At 61.7% G+C, this 20,433-nt stretch carries 14 protein-coding genes and 1 tRNA gene; 14 read left to right on the forward strand and 1 reads right to left on the reverse strand.

Features of this window, described 5'->3' with window-relative positions:
• Window positions 1-9: 9 nt before the first annotated feature.
• From LGQ03_RS05895 to LGQ03_RS05905, 3 genes are all read left to right on the forward strand, one after another.
• Entirely contained in the window at window positions 10-1,296 is a 1,287-nt protein-coding gene (locus LGQ03_RS05895; RefSeq protein WP_226747643.1) for a mechanosensitive ion channel family protein, read from the forward strand.
• Window positions 1,297-1,358: 62 nt separating this feature from the next.
• Window positions 1,359-1,433: transfer RNA gene (locus LGQ03_RS05900), tRNA-Gln, on the forward strand.
• A gap of 167 nt (window positions 1,434-1,600) precedes the next feature.
• Complete coding sequence (locus LGQ03_RS05905) at window positions 1,601-3,667, forward strand: site-specific integrase (RefSeq protein ID WP_226747644.1); 2,067 nt, start codon at window positions 1,601-1,603, stop codon at window positions 3,665-3,667.
• A gap of 216 nt (window positions 3,668-3,883) precedes the next feature.
• Here the strand turns inward: LGQ03_RS05905 and LGQ03_RS05910 are convergent, their stop codons facing one another.
• Window positions 3,884-6,100 (reverse strand): hypothetical protein, encoded by a 2,217-nt coding sequence (locus tag LGQ03_RS05910; RefSeq protein WP_226747645.1) that lies wholly within the window; start codon window positions 6,098-6,100, stop codon window positions 3,884-3,886.
• A gap of 544 nt (window positions 6,101-6,644) precedes the next feature.
• Here LGQ03_RS05910 and LGQ03_RS05915 point away from each other — a divergent pair.
• The 11 genes from LGQ03_RS05915 to hsdR all read left to right on the forward strand — a co-directional run bounded on the left by LGQ03_RS05915 (window position 6,645) and on the right by hsdR (window position 19,850).
• Window positions 6,645-7,154, forward strand: coding sequence for a hypothetical protein (locus LGQ03_RS05915; RefSeq protein ID WP_226747646.1), 510 nt, complete (start codon window positions 6,645-6,647; stop codon window positions 7,152-7,154).
• A gap of 129 nt (window positions 7,155-7,283) precedes the next feature.
• Complete coding sequence (locus tag LGQ03_RS05920) at window positions 7,284-8,624, forward strand: DUF6035 family protein (RefSeq protein WP_226747647.1); 1,341 nt, start codon at window positions 7,284-7,286, stop codon at window positions 8,622-8,624.
• 108 nt (window positions 8,625-8,732) lie between these two features.
• Window positions 8,733-11,099 (forward strand): AAA family ATPase, encoded by a 2,367-nt coding sequence (locus LGQ03_RS05925; protein ID WP_226747648.1) that lies wholly within the window; start codon window positions 8,733-8,735, stop codon window positions 11,097-11,099.
• A gap of 587 nt (window positions 11,100-11,686) precedes the next feature.
• Window positions 11,687-12,061, forward strand: a complete 375-nt coding sequence (locus tag LGQ03_RS05930) for a hypothetical protein (protein ID WP_226747649.1) — start codon at window positions 11,687-11,689, stop codon at window positions 12,059-12,061.
• Between the two features lie 843 nt (window positions 12,062-12,904).
• Complete coding sequence (locus tag LGQ03_RS05935) at window positions 12,905-13,228, forward strand: hypothetical protein (protein WP_226747650.1); 324 nt, start codon at window positions 12,905-12,907, stop codon at window positions 13,226-13,228.
• A gap of 289 nt (window positions 13,229-13,517) precedes the next feature.
• Window positions 13,518-14,966 carry a class I SAM-dependent DNA methyltransferase gene (locus LGQ03_RS05940; protein WP_226747651.1) on the forward strand — a complete coding sequence of 483 codons (1,449 nt, stop codon included), beginning with the start codon at window positions 13,518-13,520 and terminating at the stop codon, window positions 14,964-14,966.
• 5 nt (window positions 14,967-14,971) lie between these two features.
• The gene (locus tag LGQ03_RS16710) at window positions 14,972-16,114 is read left to right on the forward strand and encodes a restriction endonuclease subunit S (protein ID WP_226747652.1); all 1,143 of its coding nucleotides are present in this window, start codon (window positions 14,972-14,974) and stop codon (window positions 16,112-16,114) included.
• Window positions 16,111-16,359, forward strand: a complete 249-nt coding sequence (locus tag LGQ03_RS05950; protein ID WP_226747653.1) for a hypothetical protein — start codon at window positions 16,111-16,113, stop codon at window positions 16,357-16,359. The genes LGQ03_RS16710 and LGQ03_RS05950 overlap by 4 nt, the downstream gene beginning before the upstream one ends.
• A complete protein-coding gene (locus LGQ03_RS05955; RefSeq protein ID WP_226747654.1) occupies window positions 16,356-17,180 on the forward strand; it encodes a CBS domain-containing protein in 825 nt (274 codons plus the stop codon). Before LGQ03_RS05950 ends, LGQ03_RS05955 begins: the two co-directional genes overlap by 4 nt.
• A gap of 75 nt (window positions 17,181-17,255) precedes the next feature.
• Window positions 17,256-17,540, forward strand: a complete 285-nt coding sequence (locus tag LGQ03_RS05960) for a hypothetical protein (RefSeq protein ID WP_226747655.1) — start codon at window positions 17,256-17,258, stop codon at window positions 17,538-17,540.
• A gap of 3 nt (window positions 17,541-17,543) precedes the next feature.
• Window positions 17,544-19,850: an EcoAI/FtnUII family type I restriction enzme subunit R gene (hsdR, locus tag LGQ03_RS05965; RefSeq protein ID WP_226747656.1), complete on the forward strand. Its 2,307-nt coding sequence runs from the start codon at window positions 17,544-17,546 to the stop codon at window positions 19,848-19,850.
• Window positions 19,851-20,433: the final 583 nt, after the last annotated feature.

Raw genomic sequence — 20,433 nt, forward strand, 5'->3', positions numbered from 1 at the left:
GGGGGACCGATGCGCGCATTCATTCTGATCATTGTTTTGCTGTGGCCGGTCGCGGCCGTGGCACAGGACAACACGGCCCCCATCGCAACCGATACATCGGCGCGCGACGACACCGCGATCCGCAGCCGGATCGGCGATATCATCGCGGTGCTTGGCGGCTACGAGAGTGTCGACGTCGCTGTCCAAGAGGGTGTCGTCACCCTGACGGGCGAGGTTCTGACCCCGCAAGACCAGACAGCACTGACGGAACTGGCGCAACGGATCGAAGGTGTCATCGCCGTGCGCAACAACACGTTCGAAACGACAGACCTTGATGCACGGCTGACGCCAGCACTCGAACGGTTCCGGACACGTGCCTTGCAACTGGTGTCCAGCCTGCCCCTGCTGGGGATCGCGTTGGTCGTGTTCGTCGTGATCCTCTGGGTCGGGCTGGCACTCGCGCGGTGGCAACGGCCATGGAAACGGCTGGCCCCAAACGCATTCATCGCGCAAATCATGCAACAGATCATCCGGCTGGCCTTTGTGGTGCTTGGCCTGGTCGTTGCGCTGGATATCCTGGGGGCCACCGCCCTGCTGGGCACGATCCTGGGCGCTGCAGGAATCATCGGTCTCGCCCTCGGTTTCGCGGTCAAGGACACGGTCGAGAATTTCATCGCGTCCATCATGCTGTCGATTCGCCAGCCATTCGCGCCCAATGACGTGGTCGAGATCAACGGCGATATCGGAACAGTCATCCGACTGACAAGCCGTGCCACGATCCTGCTGTCCCCTGACGGAAACCACATCCGTATCCCCAACGCGACCGTGTTCAGTTCGCGGGTGGTCAATTATACGCAAAATGCGGAACGCCGTTTTCTGTTTCCGATCAGCGTCAGCCGCGACTGCGACCTCGCCGCCGCACGGAACCTGATTGAGCGGACCGTGCAGGATTTGCCATTCGTTCTGGATCAACCCCGCGCCGCTGTCTGGATCGAAACCCTCGAGGCTGGCGGCGTGGTGATGCAGGTTGCCGGCTGGATTGATCAGCGTCAAAGCTCGCTGCCGCTGGCCCAAGGCGAGGCAATCCGACACGTAAAGCGCGCCTTAGAAGAGGACGGGTTCGAGATCCCCGACAATGTTCAACCGATCGCATTGACACGCGCAACGATCGATCCGCCCGCGCCCACCTCAAAGGAAAGCGCTGGTATTGCAGAAGTATCTCCCGGTCAAGAAGAAGCGGTCAGCGATATGATCAAGGCCGAGCGCAACCGCGAGGACACACCCGATCTTTTGCGAGCCGACGGTCAAAAAGAATAGCAAAAATGCGCAAACCGGGGCTTGAACGCCCCGGCGGTTCATCGTATCCCACGCCTCGCTGATGGGGTGTAGCCAAGCGGTAAGGCATCGGTTTTTGGTACCGTGTATCGTAGGTTCGAATCCTACCACCCCAGCCAGCGCCTTTCAAAAAGTCTGCAAGATCAGAGCCTTGATGTTTTCCGCTGAGGAGACCTGAGGCGTTGGTTACACACGTGTTCACACGGATGGTCACACGTGATCACCGGGTGCGTGCGCAGGCTTTCGTCGGAAGTCCTCGTCGCGGCGACCTGAAAGCGGGGTCACGATGCACGACATTCCCTACCTGACGATGCGCCGAGGCATCTTCTTCTTCCGCCGGCGTGTGCCGGGTTTGTCCACATGTTTATCCCCAGTGATGCTGTCCATGGGGACGACAGACAGGCGGTCCGCCTTTAGATTGTGCGTGCAACTGACCGCCATCATGGACCGCATGCTCGACGCCGCCACGCATATCAACCTGCCCGATGCAGAGGTGACAGCCTTCTTCCAGGCTGAACTGCGCCGTGAGCTCGCATGCCTGCGGGCCGCGCGGGTCATGGAGCGTATGGACGGTTCGCTGACGGCAGAGCGTGCTGTGGAACATCGCCTGGAAGCCTATGCCTTGCGGAGCCTTGTCGAGGACGGCCTGCGCGACGCCATGCCCGAAGAACGCTTGCAGCAGTTGCCCGAGTGCCAACGGCCGGCCGCCCTGCGGATGCAGAGCAACCTTTACCGGCAGTTCATGTCGCCGCGCTTCAGCGAGGAAGTCTTACAGCGGGCACGACCGGACAAGGGGGCAGCTGCGTTGTCAGAATTCGACCAGCTACGTCTCCGTTGGGCCGCCGCCGAGGCTCTCATGGCAGCACACGATGCAATCACGCGCGTGCCGCTTCACAATGGCGAAGATGCCTGCCGTCAGGCGGAAGACTTCTTGCGGCAGATCATCGGACACGGCGGAACCGCATTGGGCGTCGCCGACGAAACCAAGCCTCCTGCCCAGATGCCCCTCATGAAGACGGCCGGTCCAAACGCTGCCGTATTGCCCGAAGAGCCCGTTCCGGCTGGCCCGCGGTTGACGCCTGGCGTCTCCCTCATCACGGGTCGTTTGACAGCGAACACGATCCACGCACAACGCGATGCCGCATTTGCCCAGCCGGAGGTTCCCGCCTTCGATGGCGAAGCCGCAGATGCCGTCGTCGAACGCACCTACGGCGAAGATCTATTCGGAACGGCCGTCCGGATGTGCCGCAGGCAACAGATTAAGCAGGGCACGAAGGACCAGAAGCTTAAGACCGTTTCGCTCTTCATCTTCACGACAGGTATCCAGTTGGTCACCGATATTCGGCCGCACCATATCGAGATGTTCGCCAATTCGCTCAAGAAGGATCTACCAAGGTTTTACTGGAAATCGCCCCGCGATCGCGACTTGACGTTTAAAGAACTCCGGTCAGGAAATCACGCGGCTTATGCAGATGACGTAGGTCTGTCTCGCGCGTCAACCGACCGTCATGCCACAACGTTGAAGGAGATAATCGAATATGCGCCCCGCGAGGGGCATCAGGTATCTTTCGGACATAAGATTGCCGAACTTCTTCCAGCGGACGATCGCTCCGATGACGAGAAGAGGTCGGTGTTCACCCTCGCCGACGTTCAAAAGGTGTTTACGCAACCGCTGTGGTCAGGGAGCAAGAGCAAGGCGCGTCGGCATGTCCCCGGACCGGTCGTGCTGAAGGATCATCACTACTGGATCAACAGCTTGCTTGCGCTGACCGGTGCCAGACGCGCAGAGGTCGCCGGTCTGCTTACCACCGACATCCTCGAGGAAGATGGCATCCATTTCGCTCACATCCGCCCCAACCACCTCCGGGGCCTGAAAAAGATGCATTGCAAGCGCCGCGTCCCGCTTCATCCCCAGATCATCGACCTTGGTTTCCTCGACTACGTCGATGGCGTGCGGCAGCAAGGACGGAAGGTGATCTTCATCGAAGCCGTTCCTCTTCGCACCCGTGCCGAAGCCGAGAAGATCACGGATACGATTGCGCCTTACGACGACAAATTCGGCGACGTCCTCGATCACATGTGGCGGCAGTGCCTGAACGCCGCACATCCTGGAAATCCGGCGGGCTATACGCTTCATAGTCTCCGCCACTACGTCAACGACACCCTTATCAACCTCCGGGGCGAAGACGGCATGCGCCAGCTGGTCAACGATATCGACCGGCGCGATCTGATGGGCCACAAGCCCATCGATGTGAACGAGGGCACCTACCGTCGGTCGGAGAAACCCCTGCGGCCACTATTCGAGGCAATCAAGCTGGTGCCGAGGCTTGAGGCGCTGGATTGTCATTTATAGCTGCAAACCACGCTATGTCGCAACTTTTGGGGGGCATCCATCATCCCTAAATGTCGGTTCTCACCCAAACTTGGAAGGCACCTACATCGATGAAGTTGGGCGGGAAGCACAATTTTGCCGCAGATGCGAAAGATGCTGAAATCAGTCCAAAGATAGACATCTACCCACTTTTTATATATCTCAATGAAGATTGAAACCCCAATTCAATTTTGTTCGCTAGACGCTTTTTCCGTCCGAACTGCTTGCTTCCGAAGTCAGCATGTCAGGGTCAGCGAGAATGAGCCGTCTTTTTCCGACGGAGAGACGTTCTCTAACTTCAGTCGCAGGGACGCCTTTCTTCACGCAGTAGTTGGCATACCACTTCTCGCCGCGGCGCTCGATTAATTGCCACAAGCCTGGCACCGGTCTCCCGAGAAGCGCGAGCACGGTGAAAACAACCCCGATTGCAGCCACTAGCTTTGAACCCCAGTCCACCATTGGGGGCAGAGACAAAGGATCCCAAAACACTCCAAACGCTGCGAGGATCCCAGCTGCGGCAAAAACCGCGGCGCAAAGCACCTGATACCGGATGATCCACTTGTTTGCATATTCGATGCCGTCCTGCATAACAATTTCATGCCTTAATGAAACCGAGGCGAGGCGCTTTGCATCCTCCCCTCTCAGACGCTCCATTTCAGCTAGTCGAGCTTCTACGTCGGCGGTCTTTCGGGCTTCCTCTTCAAGCCTTGCTTCGTATTCGGTTTGGGTTTCCTGCTGTCTTTTCTTGTTCTCGGCGCGCAGTTGACGAATTTTTTTGTCTTTTTGAGACAGCTTGGCATCTGTTTCGTCGCGGACAACCTTAATGGCTGCGTCCAGCATTCCATCCAGAAGTTCTTGGTCTCTTTCGGGGTCGAAAGAGGCAGACGAACCGCGAGCAGTATCCATCAGGTAGCTGACCGCGCGATTGTCCTGTAGGAGCAATTCAAACTGTTCCACCTTTTCAGGGGTGAACTTTGCAACCTGCTGACGGGCATTTTCGATCACGTCTTTTCGGACCCGGAGGACGCGTTCGCATTGGGCCAGCATGTGCGATGTTGGCAGCTTCTCAGAGTTTTCGAAGCCAGTTCGCAGCCATGCGATTGTCGCCAAATCTCGCGTATCGACGACCGGGCCGCACTGTGTCTCGCGAACCAGTTGAGAATGCAAGCAGTATTCCCGCGCTTTCCTGACTAGCTTCTCATTCGAGGAAATGAAGACGTGGCTATTTTGCAGCGGATCGTTTTTGTGCTTGCCATGGCGCATCCGCATAATCGCTGTCACAGCGAACGCATCATGCTCACGGGCAAGTGAGCCTTCCCAAGAGAGGAACGAGTAAACGTCTGTATTTCGTTCGGCATCAAAGTACTTATGATCATTGGGGTAGGCGTCGAGGGAGTAATCCCTGACACTTACACCATACTTTTCGGCCGCCGCCTCAATATCGGCAGCAACGATTTGCACGTATGCTCTGTCGACCTCACCGTGGAGAACCGCCGTGTGAGTGCGACCGTAGCGATCCGAAGGCGAGGCCTTCAAGTAGGACCTGAGAACCCGCTCTGCCTCGCGACAGCTCTCGCTAAAAACCTGAACGCGACAGCCAATCGACTTCAAAGCATCTACGATCGTCCGTGCCTCCTCTTGAAGGGCTGCACCGCTTGTCCCAACGAGCCCAAGGAGCATAGGACCGTCGAGAAAAAAGATTGTTTCGCTCTTCGTTTCCAGTGCGGAGGGTTTGCGGAAATCCTCGACCAATTCGGCCAGAAGACCTGCCGCGACGAAAAGACTGAGTTTCTCGGCTAGTTCCGGCTGTTCTTTTGAAAGCCATTGCACAAATCTTGCGCAGACGTGCGTCTCCGATTGCGAGAGAACGGATACGTCATTTGTTAACTCTTGAAGGGCGCTACGTTCCCCGCTGGCAATTTCTCCCGCCCTCAAAGAGGCCGAAATTTCATTATTCGAGTAGGCGTCCAGCGAAATAAGGAAACGGACAAGCAGGTCGCCTAACTGCTCGCGAGTAAGCTGCCTATAGATGAGATCGCCAGAAACAAGCCCAAACTCCCGGAACAACTCGGTCACTTCATCAAAAGATTCTTGGATCGACGATTCAACATTGGCAGCTAGCTCGGAACTTGGCTGCGCGACAAAAACAGTCTGACCGTTCTTTTTCTCCTCGACCAGATGCCCTTGCGCAGCCAGTCGCTCAACGAAGACATGCCCAACTGACTCCGTGAGATTCCACCCATAGACAAGCTTCGCGGCTTTCGCCAACAATGACGCGGTGATCGGCTTTCCGTGGAGCTTATCAAGAATGGGGACGTAAAAGTAGCAAAGGGCGTCGATGACGTCCGAGCTTTCGTTATCTCGAAAAGCAGAAAGAACCGCGTTGACTCGTACTGCTGCTGGACCAACCGTCATGCAATTCTGCCGTTGCGAGGAGTTACGGGCGAAAGGTTACTGCCCTTGCGGTCAAGAGTCGAGTTGGCACAGGATGCAGATTTTTGACTTATTTCATACCGGCTGCGCCTTTCACTCAAGTGTCACGACCTTAGGTCTGTATTTTGCGGATTTGGCTGAAGTCCGGTGTGATGGCCGCACTGCAGCGACACAAAGTTCGGCGAACGTCTGCTCTGGGCCGAGTGCGCCCCATCCCCTATCCATCGCCACGCAACCAATCTTCAAGGTGGCGCCGTATGTAACCTTGCCGCGTAAGAGGGTTCGCGTCCTGTCGCCTCAGCCGGTCAATCTCGTCGATCATCTCCGTCGGGAGGCGCAGCGTTAAAGGTTGGGTGTCGGTCGAAGGACGACCTTGCCGCGGCCTGTCTGTCGATTTTTCATCAGACATCGATTCTACCCCTTGATGTTGAAGTTTTTCGACGTCATAATGCATGTAGTCGAACCAAAGCAAGGGGGCTCAAGCCCTTGCCCCGGTTCTAACCACAGCGATCCCAAGGAGATCACGATGGCTATTTCGTCCACTATCACGCCTTTCCGCGTGAACAAATCCCCCACATCCTCTTTCGATGCATCCGCACTTGCGCTGATCGCCTTCGCGCAGATCGCCGACCTTATTGCCGCCGGCGTTGCCGCCGACGCGGAGGTCGTGCAGTTCGGCGATCCGGCGCTGGCGGCTTACGCCGACGCGGCGGCAGATGCCTGGGCCCAGTGCCAGACGGCCGTGACCGTGTTCCTGATGCGTCAGGACGTGGATCCGATCCTGAAGGCCGCCGCACGTCAGGTCGACGGCCTGCTCCGCGACCGTGGGGATGCACCGGAAGAGCTTGATCTCTATCCGCTGACCCTCCGCCGCTTGGCGGAGCGCTGCCTGACGTTGCGCACGGAGTGGAGCCGCCAGGTCTCAGCAGAACTGACGCATCTGGCGGCGCTGCTCGGCGCGCTCGTCGCGGATGCGGTGGCCGAGATCGACTTGGCCGCGGACGATGCGGCCTTCCTTTCGATACCGGAGGCGTAACCGGCCCCACGCGTCTGCGTGATCGCCGGTTCGACTGGCAACGGGACGACCGTCGCCGTTTCCCGCGTGCATCCGGCCGTCACCGGTCGGCACGCGGGGCCCCTCTCCCATATCGAAGGAGCCTGTTCCATGCTCAATCTCTCTTTGCAGAATCCCGCCGCCGTCGCGCGTCGGATCACCACCGTTCGCGACTCTACTGGCCGGCTGCGCGACACCGCAGCCGTGCTTGACCCCCTCACCGCCGAAGGGCTTGCCACCCTCCGCCGCCAGGTCACGATCGATCACGCCGCAGGTCGGCGGACACTCCACTGCCCGGAGTGCGGCGGAGCCCTCCTTGTCTGCGTCCTCAGCGTCGGCTTCACCGGTATCCCAGGCGGCGGCCGCGCCTACCTCAAGCATCGCGCAGACAAGCGCCGCCAGTTCTGTTCTCTGGCGACCGAGCGCGGTCGGTCACCAGACGCCGTGGATGCGGCCCGTTTCGACGGCCTGCAGGAGGGGCGGCACCACGATCGCCGGAAGCGGCTCCTGGCTGCCGCACTGGCGGCGGACGACCGCTTCGACGACGTCGCGATCGAGCGCGACATCGTGCATGGCGACCACCGCCGCCGGCCCGACGTGCAGGCGCGGCTTGGCGCGCGGCTGCTGGCCTTCGAGGTCCAGCACGCGAGCCCGCTGTTGACGACTGTGCTCGGTCGCACCCAGTTCTATGCTGGTGCCGGCTATGGTGTTGTCTGGCTGCTGGACGGCGACGCGCCGGATGCCGAACTGCTGCGGCAGGGCTTTCAGGATGTCGCCTGGCCGCAGGGCGGTCGGGTGCTGGCCCTTAGCGAGGCCACCCTTGCCGCCTCGGCGGAGACCGGCTGCGCCAGCGTGCTCGTCCTCACCTTCTCGGAGGCGGACGGCGGCATCCACATCGACCGATCGCCGTGCGATCTGGTCGAGGCCATCGATCTTGTGGCACCCGACGGCGCGAGCCGCGCGGCGATCGCACTCGATCCTCTCGCCGTCAGCCTCTTCTCGGCGCTGCGCGACGGCGAACCCGCCGCAGTCCGCCGCGCCATCTTCCCCTTCTGTCGCCATCTGCGGCACGCAGGTGGGCCAACCGAGGCAGAAGCCGACGGCCTGCATGCGGCAATCGCGGCGACGGCCACGGTGCTGACCGGCGGCAAATTCGACGCCAGCGCCTTCGCGCCGGAGCACACCGCCGCGATCGTGAACAATTTTCTGACGCCGCCCCGGCGGCACGCCTGGGCACCCCTGCTCGCCCTCGCGGGCGAGGTCTCTCCTGAGGCGGCGCGACGCCTCGCGGTTCCGTCGACAGCGCGCAAACTTGCGGCGGCGCTGTCGTCTCATGGTCCGGAGACGCTGGCGCACGGTCCCGTGGGTCGCTGGTCTCCGATCCTCTTGCGGCTGTTCCCGCAGATAGGCGCCGCGCTGGCGCACGTCGTGGCGCCCGACGCGGCGATCTGATCGCCGCCGCATCACCCCACGCGCCAGCGCATGCACCCCGTCAGCCCTCCCCCGGTCGCCCCGCGACCGGACCCTTGCCACACGCCACTTTCGCATCGGAGTATGCCCATGACCACTGTCCTCGCCACCGCCACGTCCCGTCCCGCGGCCCCGTCTTGGCAGCGCCTTGCTGACACTGTCCTTTTTGCCCTCTATCCCAACCTGCCGCGCCCGCCGGGCACGGGCCTGTCCGCCCTGCTGGCGCAGATGCGTCAGCCCAACGCCGACGACGAGCTGCACGACGTCGACGCCCTCCTCGCGCAGCAGCGCGCGGATCCTGCGTCGAGGGGAGCGGTGCCCCTGCCGACGGCAAGCACCCTGCGCACCTGGGACCGTCACGACGACGGGTCCGATCTGCGCGCCTGGGCCGCCGACGACGGGTTCGAGCTGGCACTCGACGCCGAACCGGAGCCCGTCACCTTCGGCACGCCCGCAGCCGAAAGGGTGGAGGATGCTGTCATCGCCGCGGCCTTGGCCGACGGCGACGACCCTTGGGCGATGGATGCCCACCGCCAGAGCTATCGCCCGCCGGTCACGCTGTCGCCCGCGAAAGCGTTGATGACGGCGCGGCTCGCACGTGCCGTCACTGCCGCTGGCGGGACCAACGCGATCGGCGCTCCGGGGGCCGCGACGATCCTGCTCTGCGCGTCGCGAGAGGAGGCGATGGCCGCTGCCAAGATCATCCTGAACGGGGTGCGCGCGTTCACCGCGCTTGGCACTGCCAACGGCCCGCGGGCGTCGTTGCCGATCGAGGTCGTGGGCCCCGATGCCGCCGCCGCCGCGCAGCCCGAGCGGTTGGCCCTCGAGGTCGCCAAGCTGCTCGACCAACCGGTGCCGGTCGTCGTGATCCTGACCGAGGCGCACCAGCGGATTGGGGCACTGACTCACCTCCCGGTCGTCAGGATCGCGCCGCCAGGCCGCGACATCCTGCTGTGGTCGCTGCGCTGGACGCACTCCGCGACTGGCCGGATCGCCGAGGCGGCAGTCCGGGCCGCCCTGCCCTCCGACACCGCCCTCGCGGCTCTCGATCCCGGTGTGCTGGCCTTGGCCCTGCGGGCCGAAGGTCCGCTGCGCGTGGCCCGCGAGCTGGCACGCCTCGCCGCGGTCTCGGCTCCCGCTGCCCCGGCCGGTCCCACCCTGCGCGACCTGCCGGGCCTCGGCGCGGCGGGTGCGCAGCTGGAGCGCCAGGCAGCGGACCTCGTGGCCTACCGTGAAGGGCGGCTCGCGTGGAGCGACGTTCCGTCGGGCATCCTGCTGCACGGTGCGCCCGGCACCGGCAAGACCCATGTTGCGAAGGCCTTCGCGGCGACCATCGACGCGCCGTTTTTCCCGACATCCCTTGGCAAGCTGCAGGCGAAGGGCCACCTGGGCGACCTGCTGGCCGCATGGGAAAAGGTCTTCGATCAGGCCCGTGCAGCGGTTCGGGCACACGGTGCCGCTATCGTGTTCATCGACGAGATCGACGCAGTCGGTGAGCGCCGCAACACCGGGGGCCGCAACGAGAACTACGATAACAAGGTAATCTCCGAGATCCTCAACACGCTGGGCGGCGTCGAGAGCCTCGAAGGCGTGCTCGTGATCGGTGCCGCGAACCATCCGGACTTCATCGACCCGGCGATCCTGCGGTCCGGCCGGCTCGGCCTGCACGTCGAGATGCGGGCCCCGGCTGGGCGCGACCTCGTCGCAGTCTTCCGCAAACATCTGCGGGGCGACCTCTGGGATGTCGATCTCGACCGCCTCGCGCAGTCCGCCACAGGGGCGACGATGGCCGACGTGATGGGCATCGTCCAGATCGCGCGGCAGACGGCCCGCGCCGCGAACCGCCCCGTGACGTTGATCGACCTGTTCGACGCTCTGGCCTACCGCAATGCGGTGCCCTCCGAAGATCTGCGGCGCCGCATCGCCATCCACGAGGCGGGTCACGCCGTGGCGGCCCATGTTAACGGAGCGGCGACACCCCAGCGGATCGCAATGGACGGCCTCGCCAGCCGGATCGCGCTGCGTCACCGCCCGGACGCCCGCACAGCGGACGACCTGCACCGCGAGGTCGTCGTCCATCTGGCAGGGCGCGCGGCGGAGGAGGTGCTGCTCGGCCAGCCCTCGGGTGGTGGCGGCGGTGGCGAACAGTGCGACCTGGCGCAGGCCACCCGCCTGCTGATCGCCGGCGCGCTGAACTATGGCCACGGCGGGGGTCTCGTGTGGAGCTCGGCCGCGGCGGATCCGGCGACCCTGTTCGCCCGCCATGCGGGCCTGCATGACACGGTCTCGCAGGGGCTGGACCGCGCCTACTCCGATGCGCTGGCCCTGTTGCGCGACAACGTCGAGGCGCTGTCCGCCGTCGCGCACCACGCCTTCGTCGACGGCGTGGTCGAGGACGAGACGCTGCGCGACCTGCTGCTCTACTGCCGGGCCACCCCGGAGGTGCCGCTGCCGTAGCGCATCCAGCAGCAACGCCCCGCCGTGCAATCGGCGGGGCGATCCGACCCTCGTGCCGCACGCCTCACGGCCCACTCGAACCGGATCCCGAGGCATCGCTGCACGACTGCGCGCCTGCAGAACTTTCGTAAAATGTCCTCGAACCTGTGGACGGCCGGGCGACGCGGCCGTCGGGATCGTCTATGGTGAGCCAGGCTGAAGGCGGCTGTAACCAATTGTTCAGGCGTGGAAAAACTTTATGTATATCGGAGAAAGTCACGGTGGCAGGGCGGAGTGGCCCCCGGCGCGGACCAGCGAGATCATGGGTCATTCGTCCCGTGGACTGTCCCACCTCCATGCTGCTTGTCCTCGTGCGTTCTCGACGCGGCAGCGATGGGCTCACCGGGGTATGGGCCCCTTCCCTAGGTTCTCAATGGGTCAGGCGATTTTCGGCCAGCCGACCATTTCCAGTGTCCACAAAACGCATGTTTTTCACAGCGAGGAACCGCTCGATCTGTGCGTTTATCAAATCTGTCAACGGTCGGCGTGTTCAAGCGGGAGGCCGTCGGATCGGTCGAAGACGGATCATCACGCGGAGGCACAGCGCCATGACTGATGGACCTGAGCTGCCCAAGGGCATCGCCGGAAAGGACGGCACCGGGCTGGTGTTCACCGACTTGCCGAGGCCCGAGAAGCGGCAGCAGATCAAGGTCAACTTGTTGCCATCGGCCATCGCCGCGATCGACCGGCTGGTGGCGGCCAGCCCGCACGACAGCCGCGGCCCCATCATCGAGGAGCTGCTGGCGCGTCAGGCCGAGGCACCGGCCGATGTCCTTGCGATCGAGATCGGCACGTTGAACGCGCACATGTCCGAGCTGCTCGATCCGGACAACGACCGCCTTGTCAGCACCCGCTCCGCCGACGAGCTGGCGGCGGCCTTTCGCGACCTGATGGACGTCATCCTCGCACGGGGGGGCGACTGATGCGGTCTCATGTGGCCTTTCGTCTTGCGGAGGAATTCCGGAAATACGTCGTCAGGGTCGATGCGCACATCATCGGCGGTTCGCTCTATGCCAAGACGTTTACCGACCTGGGGGACAAGCTGGCGCACGCCGCAGGCGGCGAGACGATCGCGCATCTGACGATCTCGCTGCCCGCAGGCATCACGACCAGCAACCGCACATTCCGGCGGATCGTCGCAACGGAACTGAAGAACCGCGGCCTCGACTATCTGGCTATCCCCTGGATCGCCGTCCGTCATTACGATGGCGCGTGCCACCATATCCACGTCGCAGTCGCCCAGCGGACCTGGACAGGCCGCCCGGTGCCGCTTCCGCATTCGGTCGCCCTGTCCGACCGTTGCGAGGATCTGCTGCGGGAGGCCTGTGGGCTGCCGACGTTTCCCCGCTTTGACGAAACCGCCTCGCCGCGTCTGGTCCCCGTGTCGCCCGTCAGGCGCCGCCGCGACGCATTGGCGGCGCGCGTCCATGCGGCTCTGGCCGACAGCTTTCTTCACGACCAGCCCCACGACGTCGATGCACTGCGCACGTCCCTCGCCGTGCGTCTGCCAGACCATGAACTGATCGCGGGCACGAACCGTCATGGCACCGCGAACTGGCAGATCCGGGTGCCGGCTGACACAGGTAGCGGCGTCAGGACCATGGCTCTTGGTAGCCTCGGGGTCGCATGGCAGCCGAGGCACCTGGCAAGACGGTTTGCCCTCGTGCGGCATCTGGCCGTAATGCGGCCCGTCCTCCAGCTCCGCGTCCTTGCCCGCCAACTTCTCGCATTCGCCGATCATCCCCTCATGAAAGGAACGCCACCCAATGGCCCTGTCACACCTCGACGCCCTGAAAATCCCCTCACAGGACGAGCACATGGCGAAAGCTCTGGAGCGGATCGAAAACCTGATCGTCGTTCTACACCCCCTGCTGGACCTGCTGAACAAGTCTGCAACGGAAGAGGAGCAAGGCCTCGTCCAGCGCCTGATCGATCTGCTGACGGAGCTAAAGGAGGAACTGCGCCTGAACCGGGAAGCCGCGTTCGACCAACAGGAGCGCTTCGATCGGATAGAGGCGCTCCTGACCGACCAGAATCGCATGATCCGCGAAATGCACGGCCTGTTCACGATGGAGACCAGCGCAACGTAGGCGCGTGGCTTGGTGACCTGTGCCGGTCGCTGCGCGGGACGGGACAGACGCTGGCCGGGGTCGCGTTGTCGGGCGGCCGGGTCGAGGCGTCCGTCCGCCATGCCGACGGCACGTCGATGGTGCTGGAAGCTGGTGACCGCTTGGCGCCAGCACACCCCCACAGCGCGGTCGACGATACAGGACCGGCGCTGTGATCAACCCGCGCGCCGCTGCGTCCACAACCTCCGCGTTACAAATTGCCAAGGCCGACCCTCACCCATAAGGTTGGCAAAAAGGGATAAGACAGGCAATGTTCGAAAACGCCTTCAACAACATCGACCGCGTGCTGCGCAATGACGAGGGTCTGGCCTCCGAGCTCGACTACGCGGAACAGACCTCATGGGTGCTCTTCCTGAAATACCTCGACGACCTGGAGGCCGACCGCGAGGATAACGCAGCACTGGAAGGGCTGGACTACACCCCAATCCTCGCCGCCCCCTACCGCTGGCAGGCCTGGGCCGCGCCGAAGGTGGACGGCAAACTCGACCACAATACCGCCATGACCGGGGCCGACCTGATCGACTTCGTGAACGGCGACCTCTTCCCCTACCTCAAGAAGTTCCGCGACGGGGCCACCGACCCCGACACGCTCGACTACAAGATCGGTGAGATCTTCTCGGAGATCGTGAACAAGTTCCGCTCCGGCTACACCCTGCGCGACGTGCTCGAGATCGTGGACGGCCTGTCTTTCAACTCTCAGGCGGCCAAGCACGAACTGTCCGACCTTTACGAATCCCGCATCAAGCGCATGGGCAACGCCGGGCGAAACGGCGGCGAATACTACACGCCGCGCCCGCTGATCCGCGCCATGATCAAGGTGACCGACCCTCAGATCGGCGAGTCCGTCTATGACGGGGCCTGCGGGTCCGCCGGCTTCCTGTGCGAGGCCTTCGAATACCTGCGCCGTGATGACCTCTCCGCCGCCCAGTGGGACACCCTGCAGCGCAAGACCTTCTTCGGGCAAGAGAAGAAGTCTCTCGCCTATGTGCTGGGCGTCATGAACATGATCCTGCACGGCATCGACGCGCCCTCCATCCGGCACACCAACACGCTGACCGAGAACGTGATGGACATCCAGGAACGCGACCGCCACGACATCGTGCTGGCCAACCCGCCCTTCGGCGGGGGTGAGCGCAAGGAGGTCCAGCAAAATTTCCCGATCAAGTCGGGCGAGACGGCTTATCTCTTCCTGCAGCACTTCATGCGCAAGCTGCGCGCGGGCGGGCGCGGGGCCATCGTCATCAAGAACACCTTCCTGTCGAACACCGACGGGGCCAGCGTCGCCCTGCGCAAGGAATTGCTGGAGACCTGCAACATGTATACCGTGCTGGACTGCCCCGGCGGCACGTTCCAGGGCGCGGGTGTCAAGACCGTCGTGCTGTTCTTCGAGAAGGGATCGAAGACCCGCTCGGTCTGGTATTACCAGCTCGATCCGGGCCGGTCGCTTGGCAAGACGAACCCGCTGAACGACGCCGACCTGGCGGACTTCGTGGCACTGCAAACTGACAAGGCGGAAAGCGCGCAAAGCTGGAGCGTGCCGGTGGACGGTCTGGACCCGGCCACATGGGACCTGTCGGTCAAGAACCCGAACGCGCCAGAGGCCGAGGCCTTGCGCAGCCCGGAACAGATCATCGCCGACATGCTGGAACGCGACGCCGAGACAGCGCAGATCCTCGAAGACATTCGGGGGATGCTGTGAAGGACGTGGCAGCACTCAATTGGATCCAGACCACGGTGGGTGAAGCCTTTAAAACGGTCACCGGAGGCACTCCACCCAAGTCGGACGAGACACTCTACGGAGCCACGGTCCCTTTCATCAAGCCACCCGAGTTAATAAACGGAACGATAAATACGGCAAGTGATGGTTTGTCGGCGAAAGGAGCAGAAAGAGCGAAGATCGCACCAAAAGGTAGCGTCCTTGTATCTTGCATTGGAAATTTAGGTAAAATTGGCTTGGCGACGAAGGACGTTGCCTTCAATCAACAGATCAACGCGATTTTTCCTCATTACGTTTCCGCGCTACCGGAGTTTGTCTTTTACTTGACTTTGTCCCCGAGTTTTCAGGGCCAACTTTCAGCCTTATCTTCGGGAACAACCGTCTCTATTGTCAATAAGTCACGGTTCAACTCAATTTCGATCGCCCTCCCCCCACTGGGAGAGCAGAAGCGGATCATTGCGGTGCTCGATCAGGCCTTCGCCGCCCTCGACCGCGCCCGCGCCAATGCCGAAGCCAATCTGTCGGATGCGTCGGCGCTGTTCGATAGTTGGCTCTCGACGACCTTTTCATCTGGCTTGGAGCATTGGCCGAAAAAGACGCTTCCTGAAATCTCCGAAAATCTTGACCGCCTCCGCGTTCCAATCACTAAGGGCGACCGCAACGCGGGAAATATTCCCTACTATGGCGCATCTGGTGTGGTTGATCACGTGGCGGATCATATTTTTGACGAGGACCTGCTCCTTGTCTCAGAAGATGGTGCCAATCTACTTGCCCGCACATACCCTATTGCATTTTCAGTCTCGGGGAAAATATGGGTTAATAACCATGCCCACGTCTTGCGGTTCGAAACCATTGAAGCACAAGAATTTGTCAGACTTTATCTGAACTCCATTTCGCTTGAACCCTGGACCAGCGGCATGGCGCAGCCAAAATTGAATCAGAAAGCGCTTTCAAAGATTCCTATCCCATATCCTGAGGAAGCTGAGCGCACTCGAATTGTCGATGAAGCCTCTGAGGTGTGGAAAGCGTCAGAATCAGCAGGAAAAACCTACGGTGCGCAAATTGCCGATCTTGCCGACCTTCGCCAATCCCTCCTGCAAAAGGCCTTCTCCGGCGAATTGACCGCATGACCGAAACCGCAGCCGACACCCGCGCCAACCGGATCGATCCCGTCCTGCGGGACGCGGGTTGGGGTGTCGTCGAAGGCTCTCACGTCGCCCGCGAACTGACCATCGAACCGGAGCGCATCATGGGCGGCGGGCAACGGGGCGTGACTCTCTCGGCCGACTACGTTCTTTCCTCTCGATGCAGCGCTTCGACACCGCTGCGGGCCTGGATGACCATCTGCAGCGTAACGGCTGGGCGATCGTCATGACGTGGGCCCCGAACCACGACGCCAGCATAGAAAAGCTATGGAAAGTTCAGAACAGCCTGACTGTCGGGTTGATCATGGTCCCGCGCCAGTCCTTCACGACGTGCAAACCATCCGAGACGGCGAAGGACGTCCAGCGGCGCAACCCGAACAACTTCAGTTTCTTCCCGGTGGAGCACGAGGGACGCATCATCGGCCTCTACGATGCGGAACGCTGGTTCAGTCAGGCTGCGCCGGACACCCACGTCGCCGATGATGTTCAACCACTGAGCGAAGATATCCTGATCGCTGCCGATGCGAGCATTTTCGACTTCATCATGCAAGCGGATCGACACCCTACGAACCTCGTCGTGTCCGGCAGCCAGATCGCCGGCCTCATCAGTCTATCGGATATCCAGCAACTCCCGGTCCGCGCCGCCCTGTTCTCTGCAATCACCAGCTTCGAGATGGCAATGGCCCTGGCGATCACGAAACGCTGGCCCGATCCCGCAGAGTGGGCCGCACTTCTGCCAGAAAAACGCCGGGAGCGGCTTGAAGCTGAGATCGCGAAAGGTCGGGAGGGTGACACTGCGATCGACGAAATTGCCTACACGCAGTTCTGCGACAAGAAGACGTTGATCGTTCTTTCTGGTGCTCTGGAGATGGGGCGGGGCAAACTGGAGAAGGCCCTCGGGCGCATTGAACGACTGAGGGATCCGCTTGCACATGCGAATGAGTATGCTGGTAGCGCGGCCAAGGCAAAGAAGGTTTGCGAGACTGTTCGGACCTTGGTTGAGTTGAAGAATATGATATTCTCCTTTTTACAAGGCAGAGAGAAGACATGAGACCGCTATATCAGGTAACGACCAAGCATCTGAAATGGGGATGCACTCACCCCCCGCGTGGAATGCTCAGAAGCCATGGCTAAAGCAAACGAATCGTATCAGTTCATTTTGGTCGAAAGTTATATTCCGGCAAGAAGTTCGGGTCTGCACGGAAAAATTCATATACGACCCATCGACGGCCAAGGCTATCCTACTGAAATGCACGTGGAATGCTCAAAAGAGCTTTCACGCAATTATCCGGTTGGGACACGCTTCAAGATAAAAGCGAAGATCACAGACAGGGAAGGTTCAGGAGACTTTCTTTATAGCTATTTCGGTTGGCCTTATGAAGTCATAGGTCATGATAGCGGCACCGAGTAATCAATGATTGAAACCGAAGCCGACACCCGCGCCAACCGGATCGACCCCGTCCTGCGGGAGGCGGGCTGGGGTGTCGTAGAAGGCTCTCATGTCGCGCGCGAGCTGACCATCGCACCAGGGCGGATCATGGGCGGCGGGCAGCGTGGCGTCACGCTCTCGGCCGACTATGTCTTGTCCTACCGGGGCCGCCAGTTGGCGGTGGTGGAGGCGAAGAAGGTGAGCCTCGGCCATACGACCGGCGTCGGGCAGGCCAAAGATTACGCCGCCCGACTGCAGACCCGGATGGCATATGCCACCAACGGCCTCGGCTGGTATCAGATCGATATGCACACCGGGGCCGAGGGCGACCTGACCCTGCCCTTCCCCGGCCCGCTCGACCTCTGGCATCGTTGCTATCCCGAAGGCAACGACTGGCGTGACCGCTTCGGGGCCGTCCCGTTCGAGACGGGCGGCGGCAAATGGCAACCGCGCTACTACCAGCATAACGCCATCACGGCGGTGCTGGAGGCGATCGCCAAGGGCGACCAGCGCATCCTGCTGACGCTGGCGACGGGGACCGGCAAGACCTCCATCGCGTTCCAGATCGCGTGGAAGCTGTTCCAGGCGTCCTGGAACCTGACCCGCGACCCGGTGCGCCGCCCGCGCATCCTGTTCCTCGCCGACCGCAACATCCTTGCCGATCAGGCCTACAACGCCTTCAACGCCTTCCCGCCCGACGCGCTGGTCCGCATCAGCCCGGACGAGATCCGCAAGCAGGGCAAGGTGCCCAAGAACGCGAACATCTTCTTCACGATCTTCCAGACCTTCATGACCGGCGAGGGCGAGTTCCGGTTTGAGGGGTATGAGAAGGACTTCTTCGACCTGATCATCATCGACGAGTGTCACCGCGGCGGGGCCAAGGACGAAAGCACCTGGCGCGGCATCCTCGAACACTTCTCGCCCGCCGTGCAGCTGGGCCTGACCGCGACGCCGAAGCGCGACGCCAACGCCGATACCTACCGCTACTTCGGGGAGCCGGTCTACACCTATGCCCTGAAGGAAGGCATCGGCGACGGCTTCCTGACACCGTTCAAGGTGCGCCAGATGGCCAGCACAATGGACACCTACACCTTCAGCGACGACGACGAGGTGATCAGCGGCGAGATCGACCGGGACCGCGAATATACCGAGGCCGACTTCAACACCAAGCTCATTATCGACGAGCGGGAACAGAGCCGCGTGCAGGAGTTCATGGACCAGATCGACCAGCGCCAGAAGACGCTGGTGTTCTGCGCCACGCAGGATCACGCGGCGCGGGTCCGGAACTTCATCAACCAGATCAAGAGCAACCCCGATCCGCACTACTGCGAACGGGTCACCGCTGATGACGGCAAGCTGGGCGAGCAACATTTGCGGGAGTTTCAGGACAACGAGAAGTCGCTGCCGACGATCCTGACGACCTCGCAGAAGCTCTCGACTGGTGTGGATGCCCGCAACATCCGCAACATCGTCCTGCTGCGCCCGATCAAATCGATGATCGAGTTCAAGCAGATCATCGGCCGCGGCACGCGGACCTTCGACGGCAAGTATTTCTTCACGATCTATGACTTCGTGAAGGCCTATGAGCACTTCAACGACCCGGGGTGGGATGGCGAACCGCTCCCTCCCGACGGCCCCCGCGTGACAGGAGGACCGAGGGTGCCACCAGGGGGCGATCCTACGCCGCCCGAAGGCCCGGAACCGCTGTCGGCCGAGAAGATCGTGGTGAAGCTGGCCGACGGCAAGGACCGGAAGATCATCTATATCGCCGCGACGACCTACTTCTCTCACGACGGACGCCCGATCACCGCGCAGGAGTTCATGGCGCAACTGTTCGGCGACCTGACCACACTGGTCACGGATGAGGACGAGCTGCGCGCAATCTGGAGCGATCCCGTGCGCCGTGAGGCATTCGTCCAACGTCTCACCGAGATGGGATATGACCCCGACCGCCTCGACGACATGCGCCGCCTGATCGATGCCCCGAACAGCGACATCTTCGACGTGCTGGCCTACATCCGCTTCACCCTCGCGCCTCTGGCCCGGTCGGACCGCGCCGAGGCAGCCCGTGAACGCGGCCTGTCAGGCTACGAGGAAGAGATGCGCGCTTTCCTCGACTATGTGCTCCAAGCCTACGAGACCCATGGCATCGACGAATTGGCTCCGCGCAAGATCGCCGACTTCTTGCGCATCCGCTATGGCGGGACCAATGATGCGAAGCGCCGTCTTGGCGATGTTGAGACGATCCGGCAGGCGTTCATCGGGATTCAGGGGCATCTGTTCTCGGTTTAGCGGCCATATATCGGGTGGCACAGCTCACGCCACTGGCGGCACTTTTGACGAGCCTGAATGAAAGATGCTCGACAAGATCAGAAGCGCGACCTACCTTGAGCACACTGATGGTTACACAAGTGTTTACACATATTGCCGCTCAGGAATGTGATTGAAGCCATAACCTGCTGATCTGATAGACTTTTCCTCTGCGCGACAACCTTGGCTGGGTATCCTACCACCCCAGCCAGCGACTTCAAAATTCGTCGTCCTTTCAGTTACTTGACCTTTCTGGCTGGGTAGGGCCGAGTTGCAGTTTAAACAGGCGTTTACACGCGAGGTCGCACAAGCCCCGCGGTTAGACCAAGACGCCATCCCAAGCGATGACCGAACTGGCAAGCGGTCGTCATGCTCACCATTCCCTACCTCTGCACCCGCCGAGGGCGATTCTATTTCCGGCGCCGTGTCCCGGGGTTATCCACATGTCATATGCCCGTGATGCTGTCTCTGGGAACGACGGATCGGACGACTGCGCTTAGGTTATGTGTGCAACTGACCGCACGCATTGGCCTTAAACTCTGGCGAATGGTTCTTGCGTTTCTTC

The organism is Loktanella gaetbuli (assembly GCF_020531945.1).
Taxonomy (GTDB): Bacteria; Pseudomonadota; Alphaproteobacteria; order Rhodobacterales; family Rhodobacteraceae; genus Loktanella; species Loktanella gaetbuli.

Excerpts from the sequence above, each read along its gene's own strand:
- LGQ03_RS05895 (WP_226747643.1), top strand. The coding sequence starts at position 10 with ATGCGCGCATTCATTCTGATCATTGTTTTGCTGTGGCCGGTCGCGGCC.
- LGQ03_RS05905 (WP_226747644.1), top strand. The coding sequence starts at position 1,601 with ATGCACGACATTCCCTACCTGACGATGCGCCGAGGCATCTTCTTCTTC.
- LGQ03_RS05910 (WP_226747645.1), bottom strand. The coding sequence starts at position 6,100 with ATGACGGTTGGTCCAGCAGCAGTACGAGTCAACGCGGTTCTTTCTGCT.
- LGQ03_RS05915 (WP_226747646.1), top strand. The coding sequence starts at position 6,645 with ATGGCTATTTCGTCCACTATCACGCCTTTCCGCGTGAACAAATCCCCC.
- LGQ03_RS05920 (WP_226747647.1), top strand. The coding sequence starts at position 7,284 with ATGCTCAATCTCTCTTTGCAGAATCCCGCCGCCGTCGCGCGTCGGATC.
- LGQ03_RS05925 (WP_226747648.1), top strand. The coding sequence starts at position 8,733 with ATGACCACTGTCCTCGCCACCGCCACGTCCCGTCCCGCGGCCCCGTCT.
- LGQ03_RS05930 (WP_226747649.1), top strand. The coding sequence starts at position 11,687 with ATGACTGATGGACCTGAGCTGCCCAAGGGCATCGCCGGAAAGGACGGC.
- LGQ03_RS05935 (WP_226747650.1), top strand. The coding sequence starts at position 12,905 with ATGGCCCTGTCACACCTCGACGCCCTGAAAATCCCCTCACAGGACGAG.
- LGQ03_RS05940 (WP_226747651.1), top strand. The coding sequence starts at position 13,518 with ATGTTCGAAAACGCCTTCAACAACATCGACCGCGTGCTGCGCAATGAC.
- LGQ03_RS05950 (WP_226747653.1), top strand. The coding sequence starts at position 16,111 with ATGACCGAAACCGCAGCCGACACCCGCGCCAACCGGATCGATCCCGTC.
- LGQ03_RS05955 (WP_226747654.1), top strand. The coding sequence starts at position 16,356 with ATGACGTGGGCCCCGAACCACGACGCCAGCATAGAAAAGCTATGGAAA.
- LGQ03_RS05960 (WP_226747655.1), top strand. The coding sequence starts at position 17,256 with ATGGCTAAAGCAAACGAATCGTATCAGTTCATTTTGGTCGAAAGTTAT.
- hsdR (WP_226747656.1), top strand. The coding sequence starts at position 17,544 with ATGATTGAAACCGAAGCCGACACCCGCGCCAACCGGATCGACCCCGTC.